The organism is Rhodoferax sp. P1_F3 (assembly GCF_056405715.1).
Map to the genome: position 1 here is coordinate 191,434 of NZ_JBFUBO010000007.1, position 20,625 is coordinate 212,058.

Genomic DNA, 20,625 nt, shown 5'->3' on the forward strand with positions numbered 1-20,625 from the left:
GTCAGTAGCTCACTTTCTTCTCGACGAAGCGGAACTGGACGACCGTCAATGCGACGACGATCACCATCAGCACCACGCTTTGGGCCGCGGAGCCGCCCAGGTCCATGGCCTTGAAGCCGTCAAAGTAGACCTTGTAGACCAGGATGGCCGTGTCTTTGCCAGGGCCGCCTTTGGTGGCCGCATCCACGATGGCGAAAGTGTCAAAGAAGGCGTAGACGATGTTGATGACCAGCAGGAAGAAGGTGGTGGGCGAGAGCAGTGGAAACTGGATGGTCCAGAACCGCCGCCAGGGCCGTGCACCGTCCATGGCGGCGGCTTCGATCAGCGACTTGGGGATGGACTGCAACCCGGCCAGAAAGAACAGGAAGTTGTAGGAGATCTGCTTCCACACTGCAGCCATGACGATCAGCGCCATGGCGTGGGTGCTGTTGAGCAGCGGGTCCCAGCCCACGCCCCATTGGCGCAGCCAGTACGACAAGATGCCGATGCTGGGCGAGAACATGAACAGCCACAGCACCCCCGCTACGGCGGGCGCCACGGCATAAGGCCAGATCAGCAGCGTGCGGTAGATGCCCGAGCCGCGCACCACCCGGTCCGCAAAAATGGCCAGCGTGAGCGAGAGCACCAGCCCAAGCACCGCCACCAGCGCGGAGAACACGGTGGTGGTTTTGAAGGACTCGAGGTAGGACGCGTCATTCCACAGGTTGCGGAAGTTCTCGAGTCCGACAAATTCCACCGAAGTGCCAAAGGCATCGCTTTGCTGCACCGACTGCAGCAGGGCTTGGCCGGCGGGCCAAAAGAAGAAGACCGCGATGACCAGCACCTGAGGTGCAATCAGCACCCAGGGCAGCCAGGCGGACTTGAAGAAGACGCGTTTTTCCACTCGCAGCAGCTACCTATTTGTTGGCTTTTTCAAAGCGGGCCAGTTGCTCGTCGCCACGGGTGACGATGGCTTCCAGCGCTTCCTTGGCGGTCTTTTTACCTGCCCACACTTGTTCGAGTTCTTCGTCCTCAATGGCACGGATCTGCACATAGTTGCCCAGGCGGATGCCGCGGGACTTGTCGGTCACTTTGCGGATCATTTGGGTCACGGCCACATCGGTGCCGGGGTTTTCCTTGTAGAAGCCGGACTTCTCGGTCAGCTGGTACGCGGCGGTGGTCACAGGCAGGTAGCCGGTGCGCTTGTGGCTGGCGGATTGCACTTCGGGCTGGGAGATGAAGTCGAAGAACTTGGCGATACCTTTGTATTCGTCAGGCTTCTTGCCGGCCATGACCCAGAGGCTGGCGCCACCGATCACGGTGTTTTGTGGCGCACCGGGCACGTCCTGGTAATAGGGCAGGGGGGCCAGACCGTAGGCGAACTTGGCGTTCTTTTTCACGTTGCCGTAGAAGCCGCTGGACGTGGTCATCATGGCGCATTCGCCAGACACAAAGCTGGCCTCGGGCACGTTGCCGCGGCCCTTGTAGACGAACAGGCCCTGCTTGGCCATATTGGCCAGGTTTTCAATGTGGCGCTGGTGCAGTGGAGTGTTCACTTTGAGGCGTGTGTCCATGCCGCCCAGGCCATTCTGCTTGCTGGCGAATTCCACGTTGTGCCAGGCGGAGAAGCTCTCTAGCTGGGTCCAGTTCTGCCAGGAAATGGACAGCGGGCACTTGTGGCCGCTGGCCTTGAGCTTGGCTGCGGCCAAAGCTACTTCGCCCCAGGTGGCCGGTGCTTTTTCAGGGTCCAGGCCGGCAGCCTTGAACGCGTCCTTGTTGTAATAGAACACGGTGGTGGAGCTGTTGAACGGGAAGCTCAGCATCTGGCCATTGGGCGCGGTGTAGTAGCCGGCCACGGCGGGGATGTAGACCTTGGGGTCGAACTTGTAGCCCGCATCGGTCATCACCTTGCCCACAGGCACGATGGCGCCCTTGCTGGCCATCATGGTGGCGGTGCCCACTTCAAACACCTGCAGGATGTGGGGTGCATTGCCCGCGCGGAAGGCGGCCACGGCGGCTGTCATGGATTCGTCATACGTGCCCTTGAAGGTCGGCAGGATGCGGTATTCCTTCTGGCTGGCGTTGAATTCCTTGGCCAGGTCGTTGACCCATTCGCCGTTCACGGCGGTCATGGAATGCCACCATTGGATATCCACCTGGGCTTGGGCCAGGGTGGGGACGGAGAACGCGGCTGCGGACACAGCGGCGATGGCAAGGGCTCTGCGGGTGATCGACATGGGGGGGCTCCTGAATGAAGAATGGCGCGATGCTAGGTGCGGGTCGTGTCAAATTCGTGTCAATTTGATTAAACACGAGAGACCTTGACCATTTGGTCAGGGGTTTCCACTAGAAAAGCCCGTGAATAGAGGGTGCGTTACCATCTAAGGCCTACCAAAAAACGCCTGTTTTGGGGCCCTTGGCAGCAACTACCCACCCTGATGAACGCACCCACCTCGCTCAATCACCTCCTCAGCGCCGCCAACCCTGGTGCGCATGTGCAAGAACGCATTCGCGAAATTCCTTACAACTACACGTCCTTCTCCGACCGTGAGATCGTGATTCGCCTCCTGGGGTCTCAGAGCTGGGACTTGCTCAACCACTTGCGCGGTGAGCGCCAGACTGGCCGTTCTGCCCGCATGCTGTATGAGGTGCTGGGTGATGTCTGGGTGGTGCAGCGCAACCCCTATTTGCAGGACGACCTGCTGGACAACCCCAAGCGCCGCGGCCAATTGGTGGACGCGCTGAACCACCGCCTGGGTGAGGTGGAAAAACGCCGCACCCCGCAGGCCGACCCCGAGCGCGACGCCATGGTGGGCCAACTGCTGGTGGCCGCCCGTGCGGCGGTGAAGGCCTTTGATGCTGCTTTTGTGGAAGTGGCGGCCCTGCGCAAGAAGACCCAAAAGCTGCTCTACAAGCTCACCGCCAAAGACAACGTCAAGTTTGACGGCCTGAGCCGCGTGAGCCATGTGACCGATGCGACCGATTGGCGCGTGGAATACCCTTTTGTGGTGCTGTGCCCCGATTCGGAAGAGGAAATGGCTCGCTTGGTAAAGGGCTGTATCGACCTCGGGCTGACCATCATCCCGCGTGGGGGCGGTACCGGCTACACGGGCGGTGCCATCCCGCTGACCTGGAAGAGCGCGGTCATCAACACCGAAAAGCTTGAAGCCATGACCGAGGTGGAGATGAAAGTCCTGCCCGGCCTGGACCGCGAAGTGGGCACCGTCTGGAGTGAAGCCGGTGTGGTGACCCAGCGCGTGGCCGATGCGGCCGAGCGTGCGGGCTTTGTGTTTGCCGTTGATCCGACTTCGGCCGAAGCCAGTTGCATTGGCGGCAACATTGCCATGAACGCGGGTGGCAAAAAGGCTGTGCTTTGGGGCACGGCGCTGGACAACCTGGCCAGCTGGCGCATGGTGACGCCGCAGGCCGAGTGGCTGGAAGTGACACGCGTGAACCACAACATGGGCAAGATCCATGACGTGGAGGTGGCCAGCTTCGAGCTGCAGTACTACAAGGCCGATGGCAAGACGCCGATCCGCAAGGAGCGCCTGGACGTCCCCGGCGCCACTTTCCGCAAGGAAGGCCTGGGCAAGGACGTGACGGACAAGTTCCTCAGCGGCCTGCCCGGTATCCAGAAAGAGGGCACCGACGGCCTCATCACCAGCGCGCGCTGGGTGGTGCACAAGATGCCGGCCCACACACGCACCGTGTGCCTGGAGTTCTTTGGCAATGCGCGTGACGCAGTGCCCAGCATCGTGGATATCAAGGACTTCATGTTCGCCGAGCAAAAGCGCAGCGGTGTGCTGCTGGCGGGCCTGGAGCATCTGGACGACCGCTACCTGAAGGCCGTGGGCTACGCCACCAAGAGCAAACGTGGCGGCTTTCCCAAGATGGTGTTGGTGGGTGACATTGCTGGTGACGATGCCGACGATGTGGCCCGTGTGACCAGCGAAGTGGTGCGCCTGGCCAACAGCCGCAGTGGCGAAGGCTTCGTGGCCGTGAGCGCCGAGGCGCGCAAGAAATTCTGGCTGGACCGCAAGCGCACGGCCGCCATCAGCAAGCACACCAACGCCTTCAAGATCAACGAAGACGTGGTGATTCCGCTGCCGCGCATGGCCGAGTACACCGACGGCATCGAGCGCATCAACATCGAGTTGAGTCTGCAGAACAAGCTGGCGCTGTGCGATGCGCTGACCGAGTTCTTTGAGCGCAGCGATTTGCCCCTGGGCAAGACCGACGATGCCAATGACATCCCGTCGGCTGAGCTGCTGGAAGACCGCGTGGCGCAGGCGCTGGAGCTGGTGGCGCAGGTGCGCGGCCAGTGGCAGGGGTGGTTGAACGACGTGGAGCCGCTGTTTTCGCAGCTGCAAGATCACACGCTGCGCGCCAGCTGGAAGACCCAGCTGCGTGCGCCGCTGCAAGACATCTTCACCGGCGCGGCGTTTGAGGCCATCCTGCTGGAGTGCACCGCCATCCACAAGCGCGTGCTCAAGGGCCGCGTCTGGGTGGCGCTGCACATGCACGCGGGCGACGGCAATGTGCACACCAACATCCCCGTCAACAGCGATGACTACGACATGCTGCAGGCCGCCCATGGCGCGGTCAAACGCATCATGGCGCTGGCGCGCAGCCTGGACGGCGTGATCTCGGGCGAGCACGGCATTGGTATCACCAAGCTGGAGTTTTTGAGCGAAGCCGAGCTGGCACCCTTCATTGCCTACAAGGCCAAGGTGGACCCCGAGGGACGCTTCAACAAAGGCAAGTTGCTACGAAATCAGGAGCTGCCTGCGCAGCCTGGTAGTGGGTTTGCACCGCATTTGACTGAAGATGGTTCGACCATCTATGCTGATCTGACGAACGCCTATACGCCGTCGTTCGGCCTCATGGGGCATGAGTCCATCATCATGCAGCAGAGCGATATTGGCGCGATTGCTGATTCGGTGAAGGACTGCCTGCGCTGCGGCAAGTGCAAGCCCGTGTGCGCTACCCACGTGCCGCGCGCCAACCTGCTGTACAGCCCGCGCAACAAGATTCTGGCCACGTCTCTGCTGGTGGAGGCCTTCCTCTACGAAGAGCAGACGCGCCGCGGCATCAGCGTCAAGCACTGGGAAGAGTTTGAAGATGTGGCCGACCACTGCACGGTGTGCCACAAGTGCGAGTCGCCCTGTCCGGTGAAGATTGACTTTGGCGATGTGACCATGAACATGCGCAACCTGCTGCGCAAAATGGACAAGCAGAGCTTCCGCCCGGCGGCAGCCTTCCAGTCCTGGTTCATCGGCACCACCAGCCCCAGCGCCATTGCCGTGGCGCGCACCGCTACCGACCTGAGCTTCAAGGCCCAACGCCTGGGCAACCGGGTGCTCAACGTGCTGGCCCGCAAGCAGACGCAGGCGCCGCCCGCCACGGTGGGGCCGGCCTCGCCCAAAGAGCAGGTGATCCACTTCATCAACAAGAAGATGCCGGGTGGCCTGCCCAAGCGGTCGGCTCGCGCCTTGTTGGACATTGAAGACAAGGACTACGTGCCCATCATCCGCAACCCGCAGACCACGACGGCGGAGACCGAGGCAGTGTTCTACTTCCCCGGCTGTGGTTCGGAGCGCCTGTTCAGCCAGGTGGGCCTGGCCACACAGGCCATGCTGTGGCATGCCGGTGTGCAAACCGTGCTGCCCCCGGGCTACCTGTGCTGCGGCTACCCCCAAAAGGGTTCGGGTCAGTTCGACAAGGCCGAGAAGATCATCACCGACAACCGTGTGTTGTTCCACCGCGTGGCCAACACGCTGAACTACCTGGACATCAAGACCGTGGTGGTGAGCTGCGGCACCTGCTACGACCAGTTGCAAGGCTACGAGTTTGAGAAGATCTTCCCTGGCTGCCGCATCATGGATATCCATGAGTACCTGCTGGAGAAGAACATCACCTTGGGCGCGGCCGCCGGTGGTGGCTATCTGTACCACGACCCCTGCCACACCCCCATGAAGATGCAGGAGCCCATGAAAACCGTGAAGGCGCTGGTGGGCGATGGTGTGGTGGAGAGCAAGCGCTGCTGCGGCGAAAGCGGGGGGCTGGCCTCGTCGCGCCCAGATGTGTCCACGCAGATCCGCTTCCGCAAGGAAGAAGAGATTCGCAAGGGCGAAGCCACGCTGCGGGCAACCGGCAGCGTGCAGCCTGAGCAGAACGTGAAGATTCTGACCTCGTGCCCCAGCTGCCTGATGGGCCTGAACCGCTACCAGGACGACCTCAAGTCGGGCCTGCTGGAGGCCGATTACATCGTGGTAGAGATGGCCAACCAGATTCTGGGCAAAGACTGGATGCCCGAGTACGTGCAAACGGCCAATGCCGGGGGCATTGAACGGGTTCTCGTGTAATCCTCTTGGCGCAGGCTTGAGAATTTGTAAGGGACGCGGCGGCATTTCGACGGATACTCGCCACAGGCCGTGGGTGTGGCGTTGCACACACGGAGCGCAGGTCCAGGGTTGTGTTGTCGGGGGGCTCCCATATGTCGAATCGTGCATCGCTGAACCATGTTTACCGCACTGTCTGGAACAGTGCGCTGGGCGCCATGGTGGCCGTGGCTGAAATTGCCAGCAGCGGTGGGCGTGCGGCAGCCGGCGTAAGGGGAGGAAGGGCATTGGCCTGGCCTGTGGCGTCTCCGCCATTGCGACTGGGGGCGCTTTCGCTAGCCATTGCGGTGGGTTGGATGGGGACCACATCTGTGGCCTTCGCCAACCCAGAAGGCGGTGTGGCCATCGTGGGTACGGCCAATATGGCCACGACGGGCAACCGCTTGGTGGTGACCACGCAGAACGGTGCAGGCACCAACTACTCGGCCATCAACTGGCAAAGTTTCTCCATTCCGGCGGGCAGCGCCACCCATTTTCAGCAGCCCAGCGCGGCCAGCACTTCCATCAACCGGGTGGTGACCAATACCCCGTCTCTGTTGTTTGGTACCTTGTCGAGCAACGGCAGCCTGGTGCTGGTCAACCAGGCCGGCATTGCCGTGGGTACCGGAGCCGTGGTAGATACGGCTGGCTTTACTGCGTCGGCCTTGCGCATGTCAGATGCCGATGCCCTGGCAGGGCGCCTGCGCTTTGGTGACGACAGCACAGCGACTTCGGGCGTGTCGGTTCAGGGCCGCATTCTGGCGCGTAGCGGCGACGTGGTTCTGATTGGCTCCAGCGTGGACACGGGCAAAGACGCGCTCATCGAGGCACCCAATGGCAGCACGATTCTGGCGGCTGGGCAAAAGGTGGAGCTCACAGGTCGCGGCCTGGAGGGCATTTACCTGCAAGTGCAGGCGCCCACGGACTCTGCAGTGAATCTGGGAACGCTGAAAGCCGGTGCCGTGGGCATGTTCGCGGGGACGCTTCGGCACAGCGGTGCCATCCAAGCAACCATGGCCACAATGGAAGGCGGCAAGGTGGTGTTGAAAGCTAGCGGCGACACCTATGTCAGCGGAGACGCCCGTGTCGATGTCAGCAGCGCTGCAGGCAAGGGCGGCAGCGTGGCCATTCTGGGCAACCGCGTGGCGGTTACCGATAACGCTGTCGTAGACGCATCCGGAGCTACCGGTGGTGGCGAGATTCTGGTGGGTGGCGATTACCAGGGCAAGAATCCGCTGGTGCAAAACGCCAAGGCCGCCTATGTGGGAGCGAATACACAGTTGCTGGCGAATGCCCGAACCAACGGCAACGGCGGCAAGGTCATCGTGTGGTCTGACGACGCCACACGGTATTTCGGCACCATCAACGCCAATGGCGGTTCCCTGGGCGGAAATGGTGGGATGGTTGAGGTGTCCGGCAAAAACTTTTTGTCGTTCAACGGCAAGGTGACAACCAGCGCCGCCAATGGCAAGAAAGGCACTTTGCTGTTGGACCCCACCAATATTTACATCGCGGTGGACCAGGCGACGGCCACTGCGTTGGGCATGGCGGGAACCGATAACTCCGTGGACCTTGCGGGCCCCACGCTGTTTTCAACGGCGGGCACCCCAACGGACTCCCTGTTGACAACTGCGACGCTGGACGCCGCGTTGGTGTCAAACAATGTGACGGTCAGCACCTCCAGCAGCGGTGGTGGCGCGGGCAACATCGTGGTGGGGTCCAACGTGACCAAGAGTGCCGGCGCCGGCACTTCGCTGACGCTTCAGGCGGACAACGATATCGTTGTGAACGGCGGCATCAGTATCAGCTCGACATCAACGGCCCATCCGCTGGACGTGGTTTTGACCGCCAGTGGCGCGATTGTGATGAACACCGGTTCTGCCATTACCAGCAAGGGCGGCAGTATCACGCTGAGCGGCGTTGGCAACGCCACCAATACCACCGGGGTCAAGCTGACCGGCGCTACCTTGAGCGCGGAGACGGGCAATATCAGCATCACGGGCGCTGGCGTTGCAGGCATTCCCAGCATCAACAGTGGCATTGAAGTGGGTACGGGCAGTTCCCTGATAACCACCAGCGGCAACATTACCCTCAACGGCACTGGAGGCGCCAGCGGCGGGGTGTACAACAACAAGTACGGCATTTTGTTGCAAGGTGGAACCATCCAGACGGCCAGCGGTGCCATTGCGCTCACGGGTACGGGCGGCAGCAACGGCACAGGCTCCAACATGGGGGTTTATCTGAATGGGGGTACGGTGAGCGCGACTTCCAGCGGAAACGTGTCCATCACCGGCAATGGCGGAGCTGGCAGCACGGGTGGCTTGAACTACGGTGTCTTGCTTGCGGGTGGTACTTCAGGGCTTTCTGTGTCCTCCACCAACGGCTCGGTCACCATTGATGGCACCGCGACAGGAAATTCCGAAGGGGTGCGTGCGTATGGTTTTGGGCAGGCGGTGAGTGTGACGTCCTCGGGCTCTGCTTCCATCAGCTTCACCGGTGCGGGCTCAGGCGTGGCCTCGCAGCACAGTTTTCAACTGGACGGCAGCAACGGTGCCGTCACCATTGGGGGCGCGTCCGCTTCGGGCGCCATCAGCTTTGTGGCTGGCGGGGTGCTGGAAGACATCGCCATCGGGTCCGGCGTCTCGATCAAGAGTACGGGTACCCTGTCGCTCAAGCCTTTGACCGGCAGCACCAGCATCGGAGTGGGCAACGGCGCGGGGACCTTTACGCTGGATGCGACGGAGCTTGGGGCTCTAAGCAACGGGTTTTCAGGCATCACCATCGGCAGTGCTACGCACACGGGTTTGATCTCAGCCGGTACAGCTACATTCAATGACAACCTCACTCTGGAGAGTGGTGGTGGCGTCAGCATCACGGGTGCGTTGGCGTCTGCAGGCAACACCATCACGCTGAAATTTGGCACGGGTGGTGTATCCACGATAGGGGCGGGGGCTGGCATCACCGCCTCCACGCTGAACCTGCTAGGCGACAGTTATGCCACCCTGGATGGCTCCAACACGGTCAGCACCTTCAGTGCAGTCAAGACCGGTGGCAATACAAACCAGTTCCTCTACTGGAACACCGGTGCTCTGAGTCTGGGGGCCATCACTACCACGGGGGATCTGGAAATTCGCACTGCGGGCGGTGCGTTGACCCAGGCGACGGCCTTGTCGGTGTCCGGACTCACGACGTTGAACACTGGCAGTGGCAGCGTGACGCTGACCAATAGCAGCAACAATTTTGGCTCTGTCGCCATTTCCGGTGCCGGCGCGGTCAGTCTCCAGGATGCGAATGCCCTGTCGTTGACCAACTTATCGGTGGGGTCGCTCAATGCCTATGCCGTGGGCAACCTCACGTTGGCAGGCTCCATCAATGCCAGCGCGGCGGGTGACGCCGTGGTGCTGCGCACCGATGGCACCATGGGCAACGCCACGGCTTCCATCACCACACCTGCTGGGCGCTGGCTGGCCTATGTCAAGAGCCTGGCTGGACACAGCTTTGTTTCCACTCCTGCTTTCAAGCAGTTCAATGCAGCCTATGGCGCGACGGTGCTGGGCACCGGCAACGGCGTGCTCTACGACCCCGCAGTGGGGGCGGTACTCACCGGCAGCTTGGGTGGATCCATCACCAAAACCTATGACGGCACCACGTCGATCAGCCTAGCCGGTGCCACGCTGACGGGGCCAACCGGCTTGCTTGGGGGTTTTACGCCTGTGGGCGCGATCACGCTGTCCGGCACCGGCACACTGAGCAGTCCTGATATTGGCACCGGCATCAACACCACGGTGAGTAACGCCACGGTGGATGCCATGGTAGATGCGGGTGGGCTCAAGGTGTATGGCTACAAGGCCAATACCAGCGGCGCCATTGGCAATGTGACGAAGGCAGTGACCACCCTGCAGCCGTTTGCGGGTAGCACCACCGCCGATTTCGCCGACAAGTTCGAAACCCTACTGATCCGGCAGGACACCAAGGACGAGAAGGGCAAGGGGACCGACGGGCTGGTGGTGGAGGGCGAAATATGCCGAGTCTGAAGACACTGGTTGCCGTGTTGGCGCTGGCCATGGCTTGCGTCTCTGCTGCGCTGGCGCAGCCCGCAGGTCAGGTGGAGTTTGCGCGCGGCGTAGGGTTTGCCCAATCAGCCGGACAGACGCCGCGCACGCTGGGGCAAGGCCTGGCCTTGCAGGCGGGCGACCGCCTCACCACGGCCGATGGCGCCTACGCCATCGTCAAGCTGCAGGACGGCACGCAGATGACGGTGCGCCCCAACTCTGACATCCTGATCCAGCAATACGAGTACAAGCAAAACGCGGAGAACAACAGCCTGGTGCTGCAGTTGCTGCGCGGCGGGTTTCGCGCCATCACGGGGCTGATCAACAAAAGCACGCCGGGCGCGGCGCGTGTGGTCACGGCCACGGCCACCATTGGTATCCGCGGCACGGACTTTGATGCGCGCATTTGCACCGCCGATTGCAAGGCCGAGTCGGCCAAGGTGCCCGACCCGGCCCGCAGCAACATGGTGTTGGCCAGTGCCAAGCTGGTCACCCTGTTGGGTGATGCCAGCGTGCTGGATGCCACAGGCACCCGGCGCCGTGTGGTGCCCGGCGGCAGTGTGTACCCTGGCGATGTGGTGGAAACCGGCGTGGGTGCTACGGCCGTTTTCGCGTTTCGCGACGAGAGCCGCGTGACCATAGGCGCCAACACCCGTTTCAAGGTCGACAGCTTTGTGTTTGACCAAGCTAGCCCGCGTGAGGGGCGCTTCCTGGTCTCGTTGTTGCAGGGCTCCATGCGGGCGCTGACCGGACTTATCGGTAAGGCCAACCAGCGCAATGTGGGTTTCACCACGGCCACGTCCACCATTGGTATTCGCGGCACAGGGCTGGACATGGACTGCTCCAGCGAAGGCAGTTGCAGCTTCTTCACCTGGCTGGGCTCTATTGAAGTCACGCCCAATGGACAAACCGGTTTGCAGGTACTGGAGGCCGGACAGGGCCTGTTTGTGAGCCGCGATGAAGTGCGGGTGTTGACCGAGCCCACGCTGGGCGATTTGCCGCGTCCTGACGAGGTCAAAGTGGATATGCAGCAGCTTTTCTCTGGTACTGCCTTGCCTGAAGGCACAGAGGGCTTGTACGTGTTTGTGCGCGATGGCCATATCGAGATCACCACCGCTTCTGAGGTTCTGCAGCTAGGTCGGGGCGAGGCCGGCTTTGCCGGCGCCAATGGCGACGCAGTGCGCCCCCTGCGTATTCCTCTGTTCCTGGACTTTGACATCATCCCGCGCCCCGATAGCAAGAACCAGCAGCTGCGCGGCGTGCTCAACGACGCCGGTGTGCGTTCCGTTAACCAGTGCCGCGGATGATGCCCATGCCCCAGCTCTCCAAATTTCCGTCGCACGCCCTGTCCCTGTCCCTGGCCTGTGCCGTCCTATGGCTCGGGCCCGCCGCCAATGCCCAGCAGGCGCCGGCCCCCGCGTCTCCTGTGATCAGCAACCCCAGTTTTGTGATCCGTGGCTTTGACATCGTAGGGGACAACCCGCTGTCGTCCTCGGATGTGTCGCGCATCCTGGCGCCTTACCTGCGCAACGACGCCACCATCGAGACGCTGCAAAAAACCACCCAGGCGCTGGAGGCCGCGCTGAAAGAGCGTGGCTACCTGCTGCACCGCGTGGCACTGCCACCCCAAGAGGTGGGCAACACCGTCACGCTCAACATTGTGAAGTTCGTGATTGGCAAGGTGACCATCGAAGGGCGCGAGCGCTACAGCGAGGCCAACCTGCGCGCCAGCGTGCCCGAGCTGGCCGAGGGCACGGCGCCCAATTTCCAGACGCTAGCGGTGCAAACGGCCATTGCCAACGAGAGCCCAGGCAAGCAGGTGCAGGTGTCGCTCAAGGAGTCGGAGCAACCCGACAAGATCGACGCGCGCATTCTGGTCAAGGAAGACAAGCCCTGGTACGTGTCGGCGAACGCCGCCAACACGGGCTCCAAGGCCACCGGCAATGACCGCGTGACGCTGGCTGCTGGCCACGCCAACATTGCGGACCTGGACCATTCGCTGACACTGGCCTTCACCACCTCCATGGAGCGGCCTGACGATGTACGCCAGTACGGGCTGAACTACCGCATCCCCATGTACCGCTGGGGCGGTGTGTTGGGAGCCAACTTCACCCAGTCCGACGTGCTGGGGGACTTTGGTTCCTTCAAGAGCACGGGCGCGGGCCAGACAGCTGGCATCAGTTACAACCACTATCTGGCACCGCAGGGCGGTTTTCGCAGCTACCTGTTGCTGGGCGTGGATGACAAGCAATTCAACGTGACCAAGATCAACGGCGTGCCCCTGGCCGGCCAGGCCGCGCGCCGCAGCTTGCCGCTGACGCTGGGCTACAACGCGCGGCTGGAGTCGGACCTGGCCACCTGGGGCTACAACGCCGATGTGGCCATCAACCTGCCGGGCGGCGATGGCAATGACGTAGCGGCTTACCGCACCGAAGACACCCGCATCAGCACGGCCAGCTGGACTGCCGTGCATGGCGGGGCCAATTACCTGGCGGGGCTGGGTGGTGGCTGGCTGTGGGGCGTACGCGGGCAGTTTCAGTACAGCCCGGATGCGCTGATAGCGGGCGAGCAGTTCGGCATTGGAGGCGCTACTTCCGTGCGCGGCACGGGCGAGCGGCCCATCTCGGCAGACAGCGGGTTGTCGATTTCGGGCGAAATCACCACACCCGAGTTGGCGCCTGGATGGCGCGCGCTGGGCTTTGTCGACGCGGGTTGGCTGAGCAACAACAGTCCCAACGCCAACAAGCTAGCATCGGACAATATCGCCAGTGTGGGCTTGGGGCTGCGCTACGTGCGCTCCGGACTCTCGCTGTCGGCTGACTACGGTCGCGTCATCACCGGCAGCGCCTTGCCCGCCGCCAGTGGCACGACCTACCCCCGCGAAGGGGATGACAAATTGCATATCAACCTCACCGCACGTTTCTAAGACCATGGCCGGACTCACTCCCAACTCTCCCACCCCGCAGGCGCTGACTGTGCATGGCCAGTCCCGGGTACTGGAGGTCAGTTTTTCGGACGGCGCGCACTTCCGCATTCCGTTTGAGCTGATGCGCATCTACTCGCCCTCGGCCGAGGTGCAGGGCCATGGCCCGGGCCAGGAAACGCTGCAGACCGGCAAGCGCAATGTGGAACTGGAGGCGCTGGACCCGGTGGGCAACTACGCGGTGCAGCCACGCTTTTCCGACGGCCACGACACCGGCATCTACACCTGGGACTACCTGTACTTTCTGGGCTCGCAGGCGGACCGGCTTTGGCAGGAATACGCGGACAAACTCAAGGCCGCCCACACCGAACGCGATGCGCCCATGGCGGCCAAGGGCGGACACAGCTGCGCCAGCCATTAAAATTGCTATTGTTTCAGGAGCTGCTTGCGCATATTCTGCGGGGGCTAGAGCCACTTTTTATCTGTAACCCATGACAAACACCCATTTCGGCTTCAAGACCGTTGATGAATCGGAGAAGGCCAGCCACGTGCGTGGCGTGTTCGATTCGGTCGCGCCCAAGTACGACCTGATGAACGACCTGATGTCGGCCGGCCTGCACCGCGGCTGGAAGGCCTACACCGTGCTGGTGGCCAACCTGAAGGAAGGCGACAAGGCGCTGGACATCGCCGGCGGCACCGGCGACCTGGCCCTGGCCTTCTCCAAAAAGGTGGGCAAGAGCGGGCAGGTGGTGCACACCGACATCAACGAAGCCATGCTCTCCACTGGCCGCAACCGCCTGCTGGATGCTGGCGTGGTGCTGCCCACGCTGGTCTGCGATGCCGAGAAGTTGCCTTTTCCCGACAACCACTTCAACGTGGTGAGCGTGGCTTTTGGCCTGCGCAACATGACCCACAAGGACCAGGCGCTGGCCGAGATGAACCGGGTGCTGAAACCCGGTGGCAAGCTGCTGGTGCTGGAGTTCTCCAAAGTGGCGCCACCACTGGAGAAAGTCTACGATTGGTACTCTTTCAAGATCCTGCCGCGCCTGGGCAAACTGATCGCTGGGGATGACGCCAGCTACCGCTATCTGGCGGAGTCCATCCGCATGCATCCGGGCCAACAAGAGCTAAAGACCATGATGCACAAAGTGGGCTTCGGACATGTGGACTATCACAACTTGACTGGCGGCATTGCCGCATTGCATGTTGGAATCAAGTGTTGAGAACAATCATTTTGGAGAAATCATGAAATTGTGGGCTTTGGGTTTGGCGCTGGTGTTGTCCTTGTCGGGCATCAATGCAGAGGCCGCCAAACGCTTGGGCGGCGGCACGTCGTTCGGCAAGCAGTCCAGCAATGTGACACAACGGCAAGCCGCGCCTGCGGCTCCAGCCGCCCCCGCGCAGGGCGTGAACAATGCAGCGGCCAAGCCGGCTCCCGCCGCCCCTGCGCCAGCGGCCGCCCCCAAACGCCCCTGGGGCGCCATGCTGGGTGGCCTGGCCGCCGGCCTGGGGCTGGCATGGCTGGCTAACTCGTTGGGCATGGGCGGCGCGTTTGGCAACATTCTGATGTTTGGCCTGCTGGCCTTGGGTGTGATGATGCTGGTGGGCTGGTTCATGCGCAGCCGCAAGCCTGCAGAACCCCAGGCGTCACCCTTTGCCTTCCAGGGCGCAGGCGCTTCGCCCGCACCGCTGGCCAAGCCCTACCGCGCCGAGAACGTGGGCAACGACGCATCGGCTCGCCCCTGGGAGCGCAATAGCATGGCGTTTGAAGCGCCGCAGCAACCACCCCAAGGCGGCTCCATGATCGGCTCGGCCTTGCTGGGTTCGCAAACCTGGGGTGTGCCCGCAGGCTTTGACAGCGAAGGTTTCCTGAAGTCTGCCAAGTCCAACTTTGTGACGCTGCAGGCCGCCTGGGACCGCTCGGACATTCCCGCCCTGCGCGCCATGATGACGGACGACATGCTGAAGGAAATCCAAGCCCAGCTGTCCGAACGCGAGACCCACACCGGTGCCGGCGCCAACCTGACCGAAGTGGTGATGATCGAAGCCCACCTGTTGGGCATCGAAGAACTGCCCGATGAGTACATGGCCAGCGTTGAGTTCTCCGGCATGATCCGCGAGGAGCCTTCCGCCGGCCCCAGCCCATTCCGCGAAGTCTGGAACATGACCAAATCCAAGTCAGGCGGCAGCGGCTGGCTGGTGGCGGGCGTGCAAGCCCTGCAGTAAACGACGTCTCCGGCGTGCGCGCCGACACGGGGGTGAGCAATAATCGGGGACTATGGCAACACAGTCCCCCTTTTCTATGCTGGAAGGCTTTTTGAAAGCGCTTCCGACCCCTCCCGCTCCGCCCGCGTGGGCCGTTGAAGAAAGCCACCGCCGCGTGGTGCTTCTGCTCAACCATGTGTTGCAGCAGGAGCCCCAGGCCATGGAGCGGCTGGCGCGCCAAAAGGGGCGAGTGGTGCTGAGCCAATGGCGCGATTTCACTTTCAAGGTACAGGCCACTCCTGCCGGTCTGCTGGACCTGGCACCGGCCGATGCTACCGCCGACCTGACGCTGGTGATCACCGACGAATCCCCCTTTGCGATTGCCCAGGCCCTGATGCAAGGCGACAAACCCAAGGTGCGCATTGAGGGTGATGTGCAGTTGGCCGCCGAAATCAATTGGTTGGCTGACCATGTGCGCTGGGACGTGGAGGAAGACCTCTCCCGCGTCCTGGGCGACGCCCCGGCCCATCTGTTCATGCAAACCGGGCGCACCTTCGCCCAGGCCCTGCAGCAGTTTGTGGGCAAGCGCGCCGCGCCGCCTGCCGACACCACCGGCCCCGCCGCATGACGCGTCTGGCCCGTGGCGTCTACATCGTCTGGGTGGTGCTGCGCTATGGGCTGGACGAGCTGGTGCTCACCAGCTTCCAGAAGCCCTGGCTGCACCTGCTGGCGCGCATTGTCTCGGTAGGCCGCAAGCTGGACGCGCCGCGCGGCCAGCGCCTGCGTGAGGCGCTGGAGCGCCTGGGGCCCATCTTTGTGAAGTTCGGCCAGGTGCTGTCTACCCGGCGCGACTTGCTACCGCTGGACATTGCCAATGAGCTGGCCAAGCTGCAAGACCGCGTGCCTCCGTTCCCTTCTGACTTGGCCGTGGCCATGGTGGAGCGGGCCTTGGGCAAGCGGGTGGACGAGCTGTTCGTGTCGTTTGACCGCACGCCCGTGGCCAGCGCGTCCATTGCGCAAGTGCACTTCGCCGTGCTGCGCGACCGCCAGGGCCGTGAGCGCGAGGTAGCCGTCAAGGTGCTGCGTCCCGACATGCTCAAGGTTATCGACAAAGACCTGAGCCTGATGCGGATGATGGCGGGTTGGGTGGAGGGCCTGTCGGCCGACGGCAAACGCCTGAAGCCGCGCGAGGTGGTGGCTGAGTTCGACAAGTACCTGCACGACGAGCTGGACCTGGTGCGCGAAGCCTCCAGCGCCGCCCAACTGCGCCGCAACATGGAAGGCCTGCAGCTGGTGCTGATTCCCGAGATGCTGTGGGACTACTGCACCACCGACGTGCTGGTGATGGAGCGCATGGTGGGTGTGCCCATCAGCCAGATGGACCGGCTGCGTGCGGCGGGGGTGGATATCCCCAAGCTGGCGCGCGATGGGGTCACCATCTTCTTCACCCAGGTGTTTCGCGATGGGTTTTTCCATGCTGACATGCACCCGGGCAACATCCAGGTCAGTCTGGACCCGGCCACCTTCGGTCGCTACATCTCGCTGGACTTTGGCATCGTGGGCACGCTCACCGAAGTCGACAAGGAATACCTGGCGCAAAACTTTGTGGCTTTCTTCCGGCGCGACTACAAGCGCGTGGCCGAGCTGCACATCGAATCCGGTTGGGTGCCGCCCAGCACGCGGGTGGACGAGCTAGAGGCCGCCGTGCGCGCGGTCTGTGAGCCGTATTTCGACCGGCCGCTGAAGGAGATTTCTCTCGGCATGGTGCTGATGCGCCTGTTCCAGACCTCGCGCCGCTTCCATGTGGAAATCCAGCCGCAGTTGGTCCTGCTGCAAAAGACCCTGCTCAACATTGAGGGCCTGGGCCGCGAGCTGGACCCCGAGTTGGACCTGTGGGCTACTGCCAAACCTTTTCTGGAGCAATGGATGCTGGAGCAGGTCGGGCCGCAAAAACTGATCAAGGAGCTCAAGGCCCAGGCCCCGCGCTACGCCAAGCTGATCCCCGAGTTGCCGGCGCTCTTGCACCAGTTTTTGCAGCAGCGTGGCACGGACAACAGCCAGCTGGTGCAAGAGCTGCTGGTGGAGCAAAAGCGGACGAACCGCCTGCTGCAGACCCTGGTGGCCGCGGTGATCGGGTTCGCGCTAGGCATGGTGGTGATGCAGATTGTGGTGCGCGTTGGGGTTTTCTAAGCGCCACTTATAATTGAAGGCTTTGCAACTTGATGTCAGAGCCATACTTCCATGCCCATATACGCCTATAAATGCGAGTCCTGCGGGTTTGCCAAGGACGTATTGCAAAAAATCTCCGACGCGCCGCTGCAAGACTGCCCCACCTGCGGGCAATCCACCTTCAAAAAGCAGCTGACCGCTGCTGGCTTCCAGCTCAAGGGTTCCGGCTGGTACGTGACCGATTTCAAGGGCGGCAGTGCGCCTGCGACCAGCGTGGCGCCAGTCACTGGCGATAGCGCTGCGGCCCCTGCTGCCAAGACCGATGCCACGCCCGCCGCAGCCCCGGCAGCAGCCAGCCCTAGCAGCCCCACGCCTGCAGCCACCCCGCCCAAATCGACCTCCTGACCCGTCTGCAGAACTGGAAATACCGTGCCCATCAAAAAATACCTGATCACCGGCCTGCTGGTCTGGCTGCCACTGGCCATCACCGTCTGGGTGATTCTGTGGATGGTCGGCATTCTGGACGGCATCTTTGGTGGGGTCCTGTCTGGCTTCGAGGCGCTGCTGCCGGTGGCGGCCTTGCCGATGATCGACAAGCTGCGGGCCATCCATGGCCTGGGCGTGATTTTGGTTGTGCTGGCGCTGCTGCTCACCGGCGCTCTGGTGTCCAACGTGGCTGGCCGTTGGCTGGTGCGCCAATGGGACCGCCTGTTCACCAACATCCCCATCGTCAAGTCCATCTACAACAGCGTCAAGAAGGTGTCGGACACGTTGTTCTCCAGCAATGGCAATGCGTTTCGCACTGCCTTGCTGATCCAGTACCCGCGTGCGGGCAGCTGGACCATTGCGTTCCAGACCGGAACGCCCAGTGGCGAAGTGCAAAAACACCTGAACGGCGAGTTCGTCAGTGTGTATGTACCCACCACCCCCAACCCCACCAGCGGGTTCTTTCTGATGCTGCCCAAGGCCGATGTGATCGAACTGGACATGAGCGTGGACGAAGCCCTGACCTATGTGATCTCCATGGGTTCCGTGGCGCCCCAACCAACCCATTAACAACCCGCCGCCTTTGGGGCGGCGAACTGAAAGCAAGCTATGGCCATGCGCTCCCACTATTGCGGTCTTGTGACCGAAGCCCTGTTGGGCGAAACCGTAACCCTGTGTGGTTGGGTAAACCGTCGCCGTGACCACGGTGGTGTGATTTTTGTCGACGTGCGCGATCGCGAAGGCTATGTGCAGGTGGTCTGCGACCCCGACCGTGCTGACATGTTCAAGGTGGCCGAAGACATCCGCAACGAATACTGCGTGCAGATCAAAGGCCTGGTGCGTGCGCGCCCTGCCGGCACGACCAACGACAACCTGAAGAGCGGCAAGATTGAAGTGCTGTGCCATGAGCTGACCGTGCTCAACGCCTCTGTGACGCCTCCGTTCCAGATCGACGACGAAAACCTGTCGGAGACGACGCGCCTGACACACCGCGTGCTGGACCTGCGCCGCCCGTACATGCAAAACAACCTGATGCTGCGCTACCGCGTGTCCATGGAAGTGCGCAAGTTCCTCGATGCCAATGGTTTTGTGGACATCGAAACCCCGATGCTGACCAAGAGCACGCCCGAAGGCGCGCGTGACTACCTGGTGCCCAGCCGCGTGCACGACGGTCATTTCTTCGCGCTGCCGCAATCGCCCCAACTGTTCAAACAGTTGTTGATGGTGGCCGGGTTCGATCGTTACTACCAGATCACCAAGTGCTTCCGCGACGAAGATTTGCGTGCCGATCGCCAGCCCGAATTCACCCAGATCGATATTGAGACTTCGTTCCTGACCGAAGAAGACATCCGTGACATGTTCCAGGGCATGATCACCACGGTGTTCAAGAACACCATCGGTGTGGACCTGGGCGAGTTCCCGGTCATGACCTACCAGGACGCTGCGCGCCTATATGGCTCCGACAAGCCGGACCTGCGTGTGAACCTGCAGTTTGCAGAGTTGACCGATGTGATGAAGGACGTGGACTTCAAGGTCTTCTCCGGCGCTGCCACCATGAAGGGCGGCCGCGTGGTGGCCCTGCGTGTGCCCGGCGGCTCAAAAGAAGTCGGCGGTATCAGCCGCGGTGAGATCGATGCCTATACCGAGTTCGTCAAGATCTACGGCGCCAAGGGCCTGGCCTACATCCGCGTCAACGAGCTGGCCAAGGGCCGCGATGGCCTGCAAAGCCCCATTGTCAAGAACATCCACGACGCGGCCCTGGCTGCGGTGCTGGAGCGCACCGGCGCGCAAGACGGCGACCTGATTTTCTTTGGTGCCGATAAGGAAAAAATCGTCAACGACGCCATTGGCGCGCTGCGTATCAAGATCGGCCACAGCGAGTTTGGCAAGAAGAACGGCCTGTTCACCGCCGGTTGGAAGCCGATGTGGGTGGTGGATTTCCCGATGTTCGAATTCGACGAGGAAAACCAGCGCTACACCGCCGTGCACCACCCCTTCACCGCGCCCAAGGCCGGTCACGAAGACTGGATGGTCACCGCGCCCGAGAAATGCATCTCGCAGGGCTATGACATGGTGTTGAACGGCTGGGAAATGGGCGGCGGTTCCGTCCGTATCCACCGTGCTGATGTGCAGCAAAAGGTGTTCGACGCACTGAAGATCACGCCCGAAGAAGCACAAGCAAAGTTCGGCTTCCTGCTGGACGCGCTGCAGTACGGCGCACCCCCGCATGGCGGTCTGGCCTTCGGTCTGGACCGCATCGTCACACTGATGACCGGTGCCGAGTCCATCCGCGACGTGATTGCCTTCCCCAAGACCCAACGCGCCCAGTGTTTGCTGACGCAAGCGCCGAGCCCGGTGGACGAAAAACAGCTGCGCGAATTGCACATCCGTCTGCGCAACCTGGACGCTGTGAAAGCGGCCTAATCCTACA

The 20,625-nt window shown here is 62.2% G+C and carries 14 protein-coding genes; 12 read left to right on the forward strand and 2 right to left on the reverse strand.

Features of this window, described 5'->3' with window-relative positions:
* Position 1 precedes the first annotated feature (1 nt).
* Positions 2–883: a sn-glycerol-3-phosphate ABC transporter permease UgpA gene (gene ugpA / locus AC1DZ5_RS13605; RefSeq protein WP_477889874.1), complete on the reverse strand. Its 882-nt coding sequence runs from the start codon at positions 881–883 to the stop codon at positions 2–4.
* A 13-nt stretch (positions 884–896) separates the two neighbouring features.
* Entirely contained in the window at positions 897–2,216 is a 1,320-nt protein-coding gene (gene ugpB / locus AC1DZ5_RS13610; RefSeq protein ID WP_477889876.1) for a sn-glycerol-3-phosphate ABC transporter substrate-binding protein UgpB, read from the reverse strand.
* A 201-nt stretch (positions 2,217–2,417) separates the two neighbouring features.
* On the opposite strand from ugpB, the gene AC1DZ5_RS13615 reads away from it, so the two are divergent.
* The 12 genes from AC1DZ5_RS13615 to aspS all read left to right on the forward strand — a co-directional run bounded on the left by AC1DZ5_RS13615 (position 2,418) and on the right by aspS (position 20,618).
* The gene (locus AC1DZ5_RS13615; RefSeq protein ID WP_477889878.1) at positions 2,418–6,344 is read left to right on the forward strand and encodes a DUF3683 domain-containing protein; all 3,927 of its coding nucleotides are present in this window, start codon (positions 2,418–2,420) and stop codon (positions 6,342–6,344) included.
* A gap of 131 nt (positions 6,345–6,475) precedes the next feature.
* Positions 6,476–10,393: a two-partner secretion domain-containing protein gene (locus tag AC1DZ5_RS13620; protein WP_477889880.1), complete on the forward strand. Its 3,918-nt coding sequence runs from the start codon at positions 6,476–6,478 to the stop codon at positions 10,391–10,393.
* The gene (locus AC1DZ5_RS13625; protein ID WP_477889882.1) at positions 10,381–11,718 is read left to right on the forward strand and encodes a FecR family protein; all 1,338 of its coding nucleotides are present in this window, start codon (positions 10,381–10,383) and stop codon (positions 11,716–11,718) included. The genes AC1DZ5_RS13620 and AC1DZ5_RS13625 overlap by 13 nt, the downstream gene beginning before the upstream one ends.
* A gap of 5 nt (positions 11,719–11,723) precedes the next feature.
* On the forward strand, positions 11,724–13,337 hold the full coding sequence (locus tag AC1DZ5_RS13630) for a ShlB/FhaC/HecB family hemolysin secretion/activation protein (protein ID WP_477889884.1): 1,614 nt from the start codon (positions 11,724–11,726) through the stop codon (positions 13,335–13,337).
* A 4-nt stretch (positions 13,338–13,341) separates the two neighbouring features.
* Positions 13,342–13,755, forward strand: a complete 414-nt coding sequence (locus AC1DZ5_RS13635) for a gamma-butyrobetaine hydroxylase family protein (protein WP_477889886.1) — start codon at positions 13,342–13,344, stop codon at positions 13,753–13,755.
* Positions 13,756–13,825: 70 nt separating this feature from the next.
* Positions 13,826–14,557 (forward strand): bifunctional demethylmenaquinone methyltransferase/2-methoxy-6-polyprenyl-1,4-benzoquinol methylase UbiE, encoded by a 732-nt coding sequence (gene ubiE / locus AC1DZ5_RS13640; protein WP_477889888.1) that lies wholly within the window; start codon positions 13,826–13,828, stop codon positions 14,555–14,557.
* 22 nt (positions 14,558–14,579) lie between these two features.
* Positions 14,580–15,560 carry a Tim44 domain-containing protein gene (locus AC1DZ5_RS13645; RefSeq protein ID WP_477889890.1) on the forward strand — a complete coding sequence of 327 codons (981 nt, stop codon included), beginning with the start codon at positions 14,580–14,582 and terminating at the stop codon, positions 15,558–15,560.
* Positions 15,561–15,714: 154 nt separating this feature from the next.
* Positions 15,715–16,167: an SCP2 sterol-binding domain-containing protein gene (locus tag AC1DZ5_RS13650; protein ID WP_477889892.1), complete on the forward strand. Its 453-nt coding sequence runs from the start codon at positions 15,715–15,717 to the stop codon at positions 16,165–16,167.
* Positions 16,164–17,729, forward strand: a complete 1,566-nt coding sequence (ubiB, locus tag AC1DZ5_RS13655; RefSeq protein ID WP_477889894.1) for a ubiquinone biosynthesis regulatory protein kinase UbiB — start codon at positions 16,164–16,166, stop codon at positions 17,727–17,729. Before AC1DZ5_RS13650 ends, ubiB begins: the two co-directional genes overlap by 4 nt.
* Positions 17,730–17,780: 51 nt before the next feature.
* Positions 17,781–18,113 (forward strand): FmdB family zinc ribbon protein, encoded by a 333-nt coding sequence (locus AC1DZ5_RS13660; RefSeq protein ID WP_477889896.1) that lies wholly within the window; start codon positions 17,781–17,783, stop codon positions 18,111–18,113.
* A 30-nt stretch (positions 18,114–18,143) separates the two neighbouring features.
* On the forward strand, positions 18,144–18,764 hold the full coding sequence (locus AC1DZ5_RS13665) for a DUF502 domain-containing protein (RefSeq protein WP_477889975.1): 621 nt from the start codon (positions 18,144–18,146) through the stop codon (positions 18,762–18,764).
* A 39-nt stretch (positions 18,765–18,803) separates the two neighbouring features.
* The gene (aspS, locus tag AC1DZ5_RS13670) at positions 18,804–20,618 is read left to right on the forward strand and encodes an aspartate--tRNA ligase (protein WP_477889898.1); all 1,815 of its coding nucleotides are present in this window, start codon (positions 18,804–18,806) and stop codon (positions 20,616–20,618) included.
* Positions 20,619–20,625: the final 7 nt, after the last annotated feature.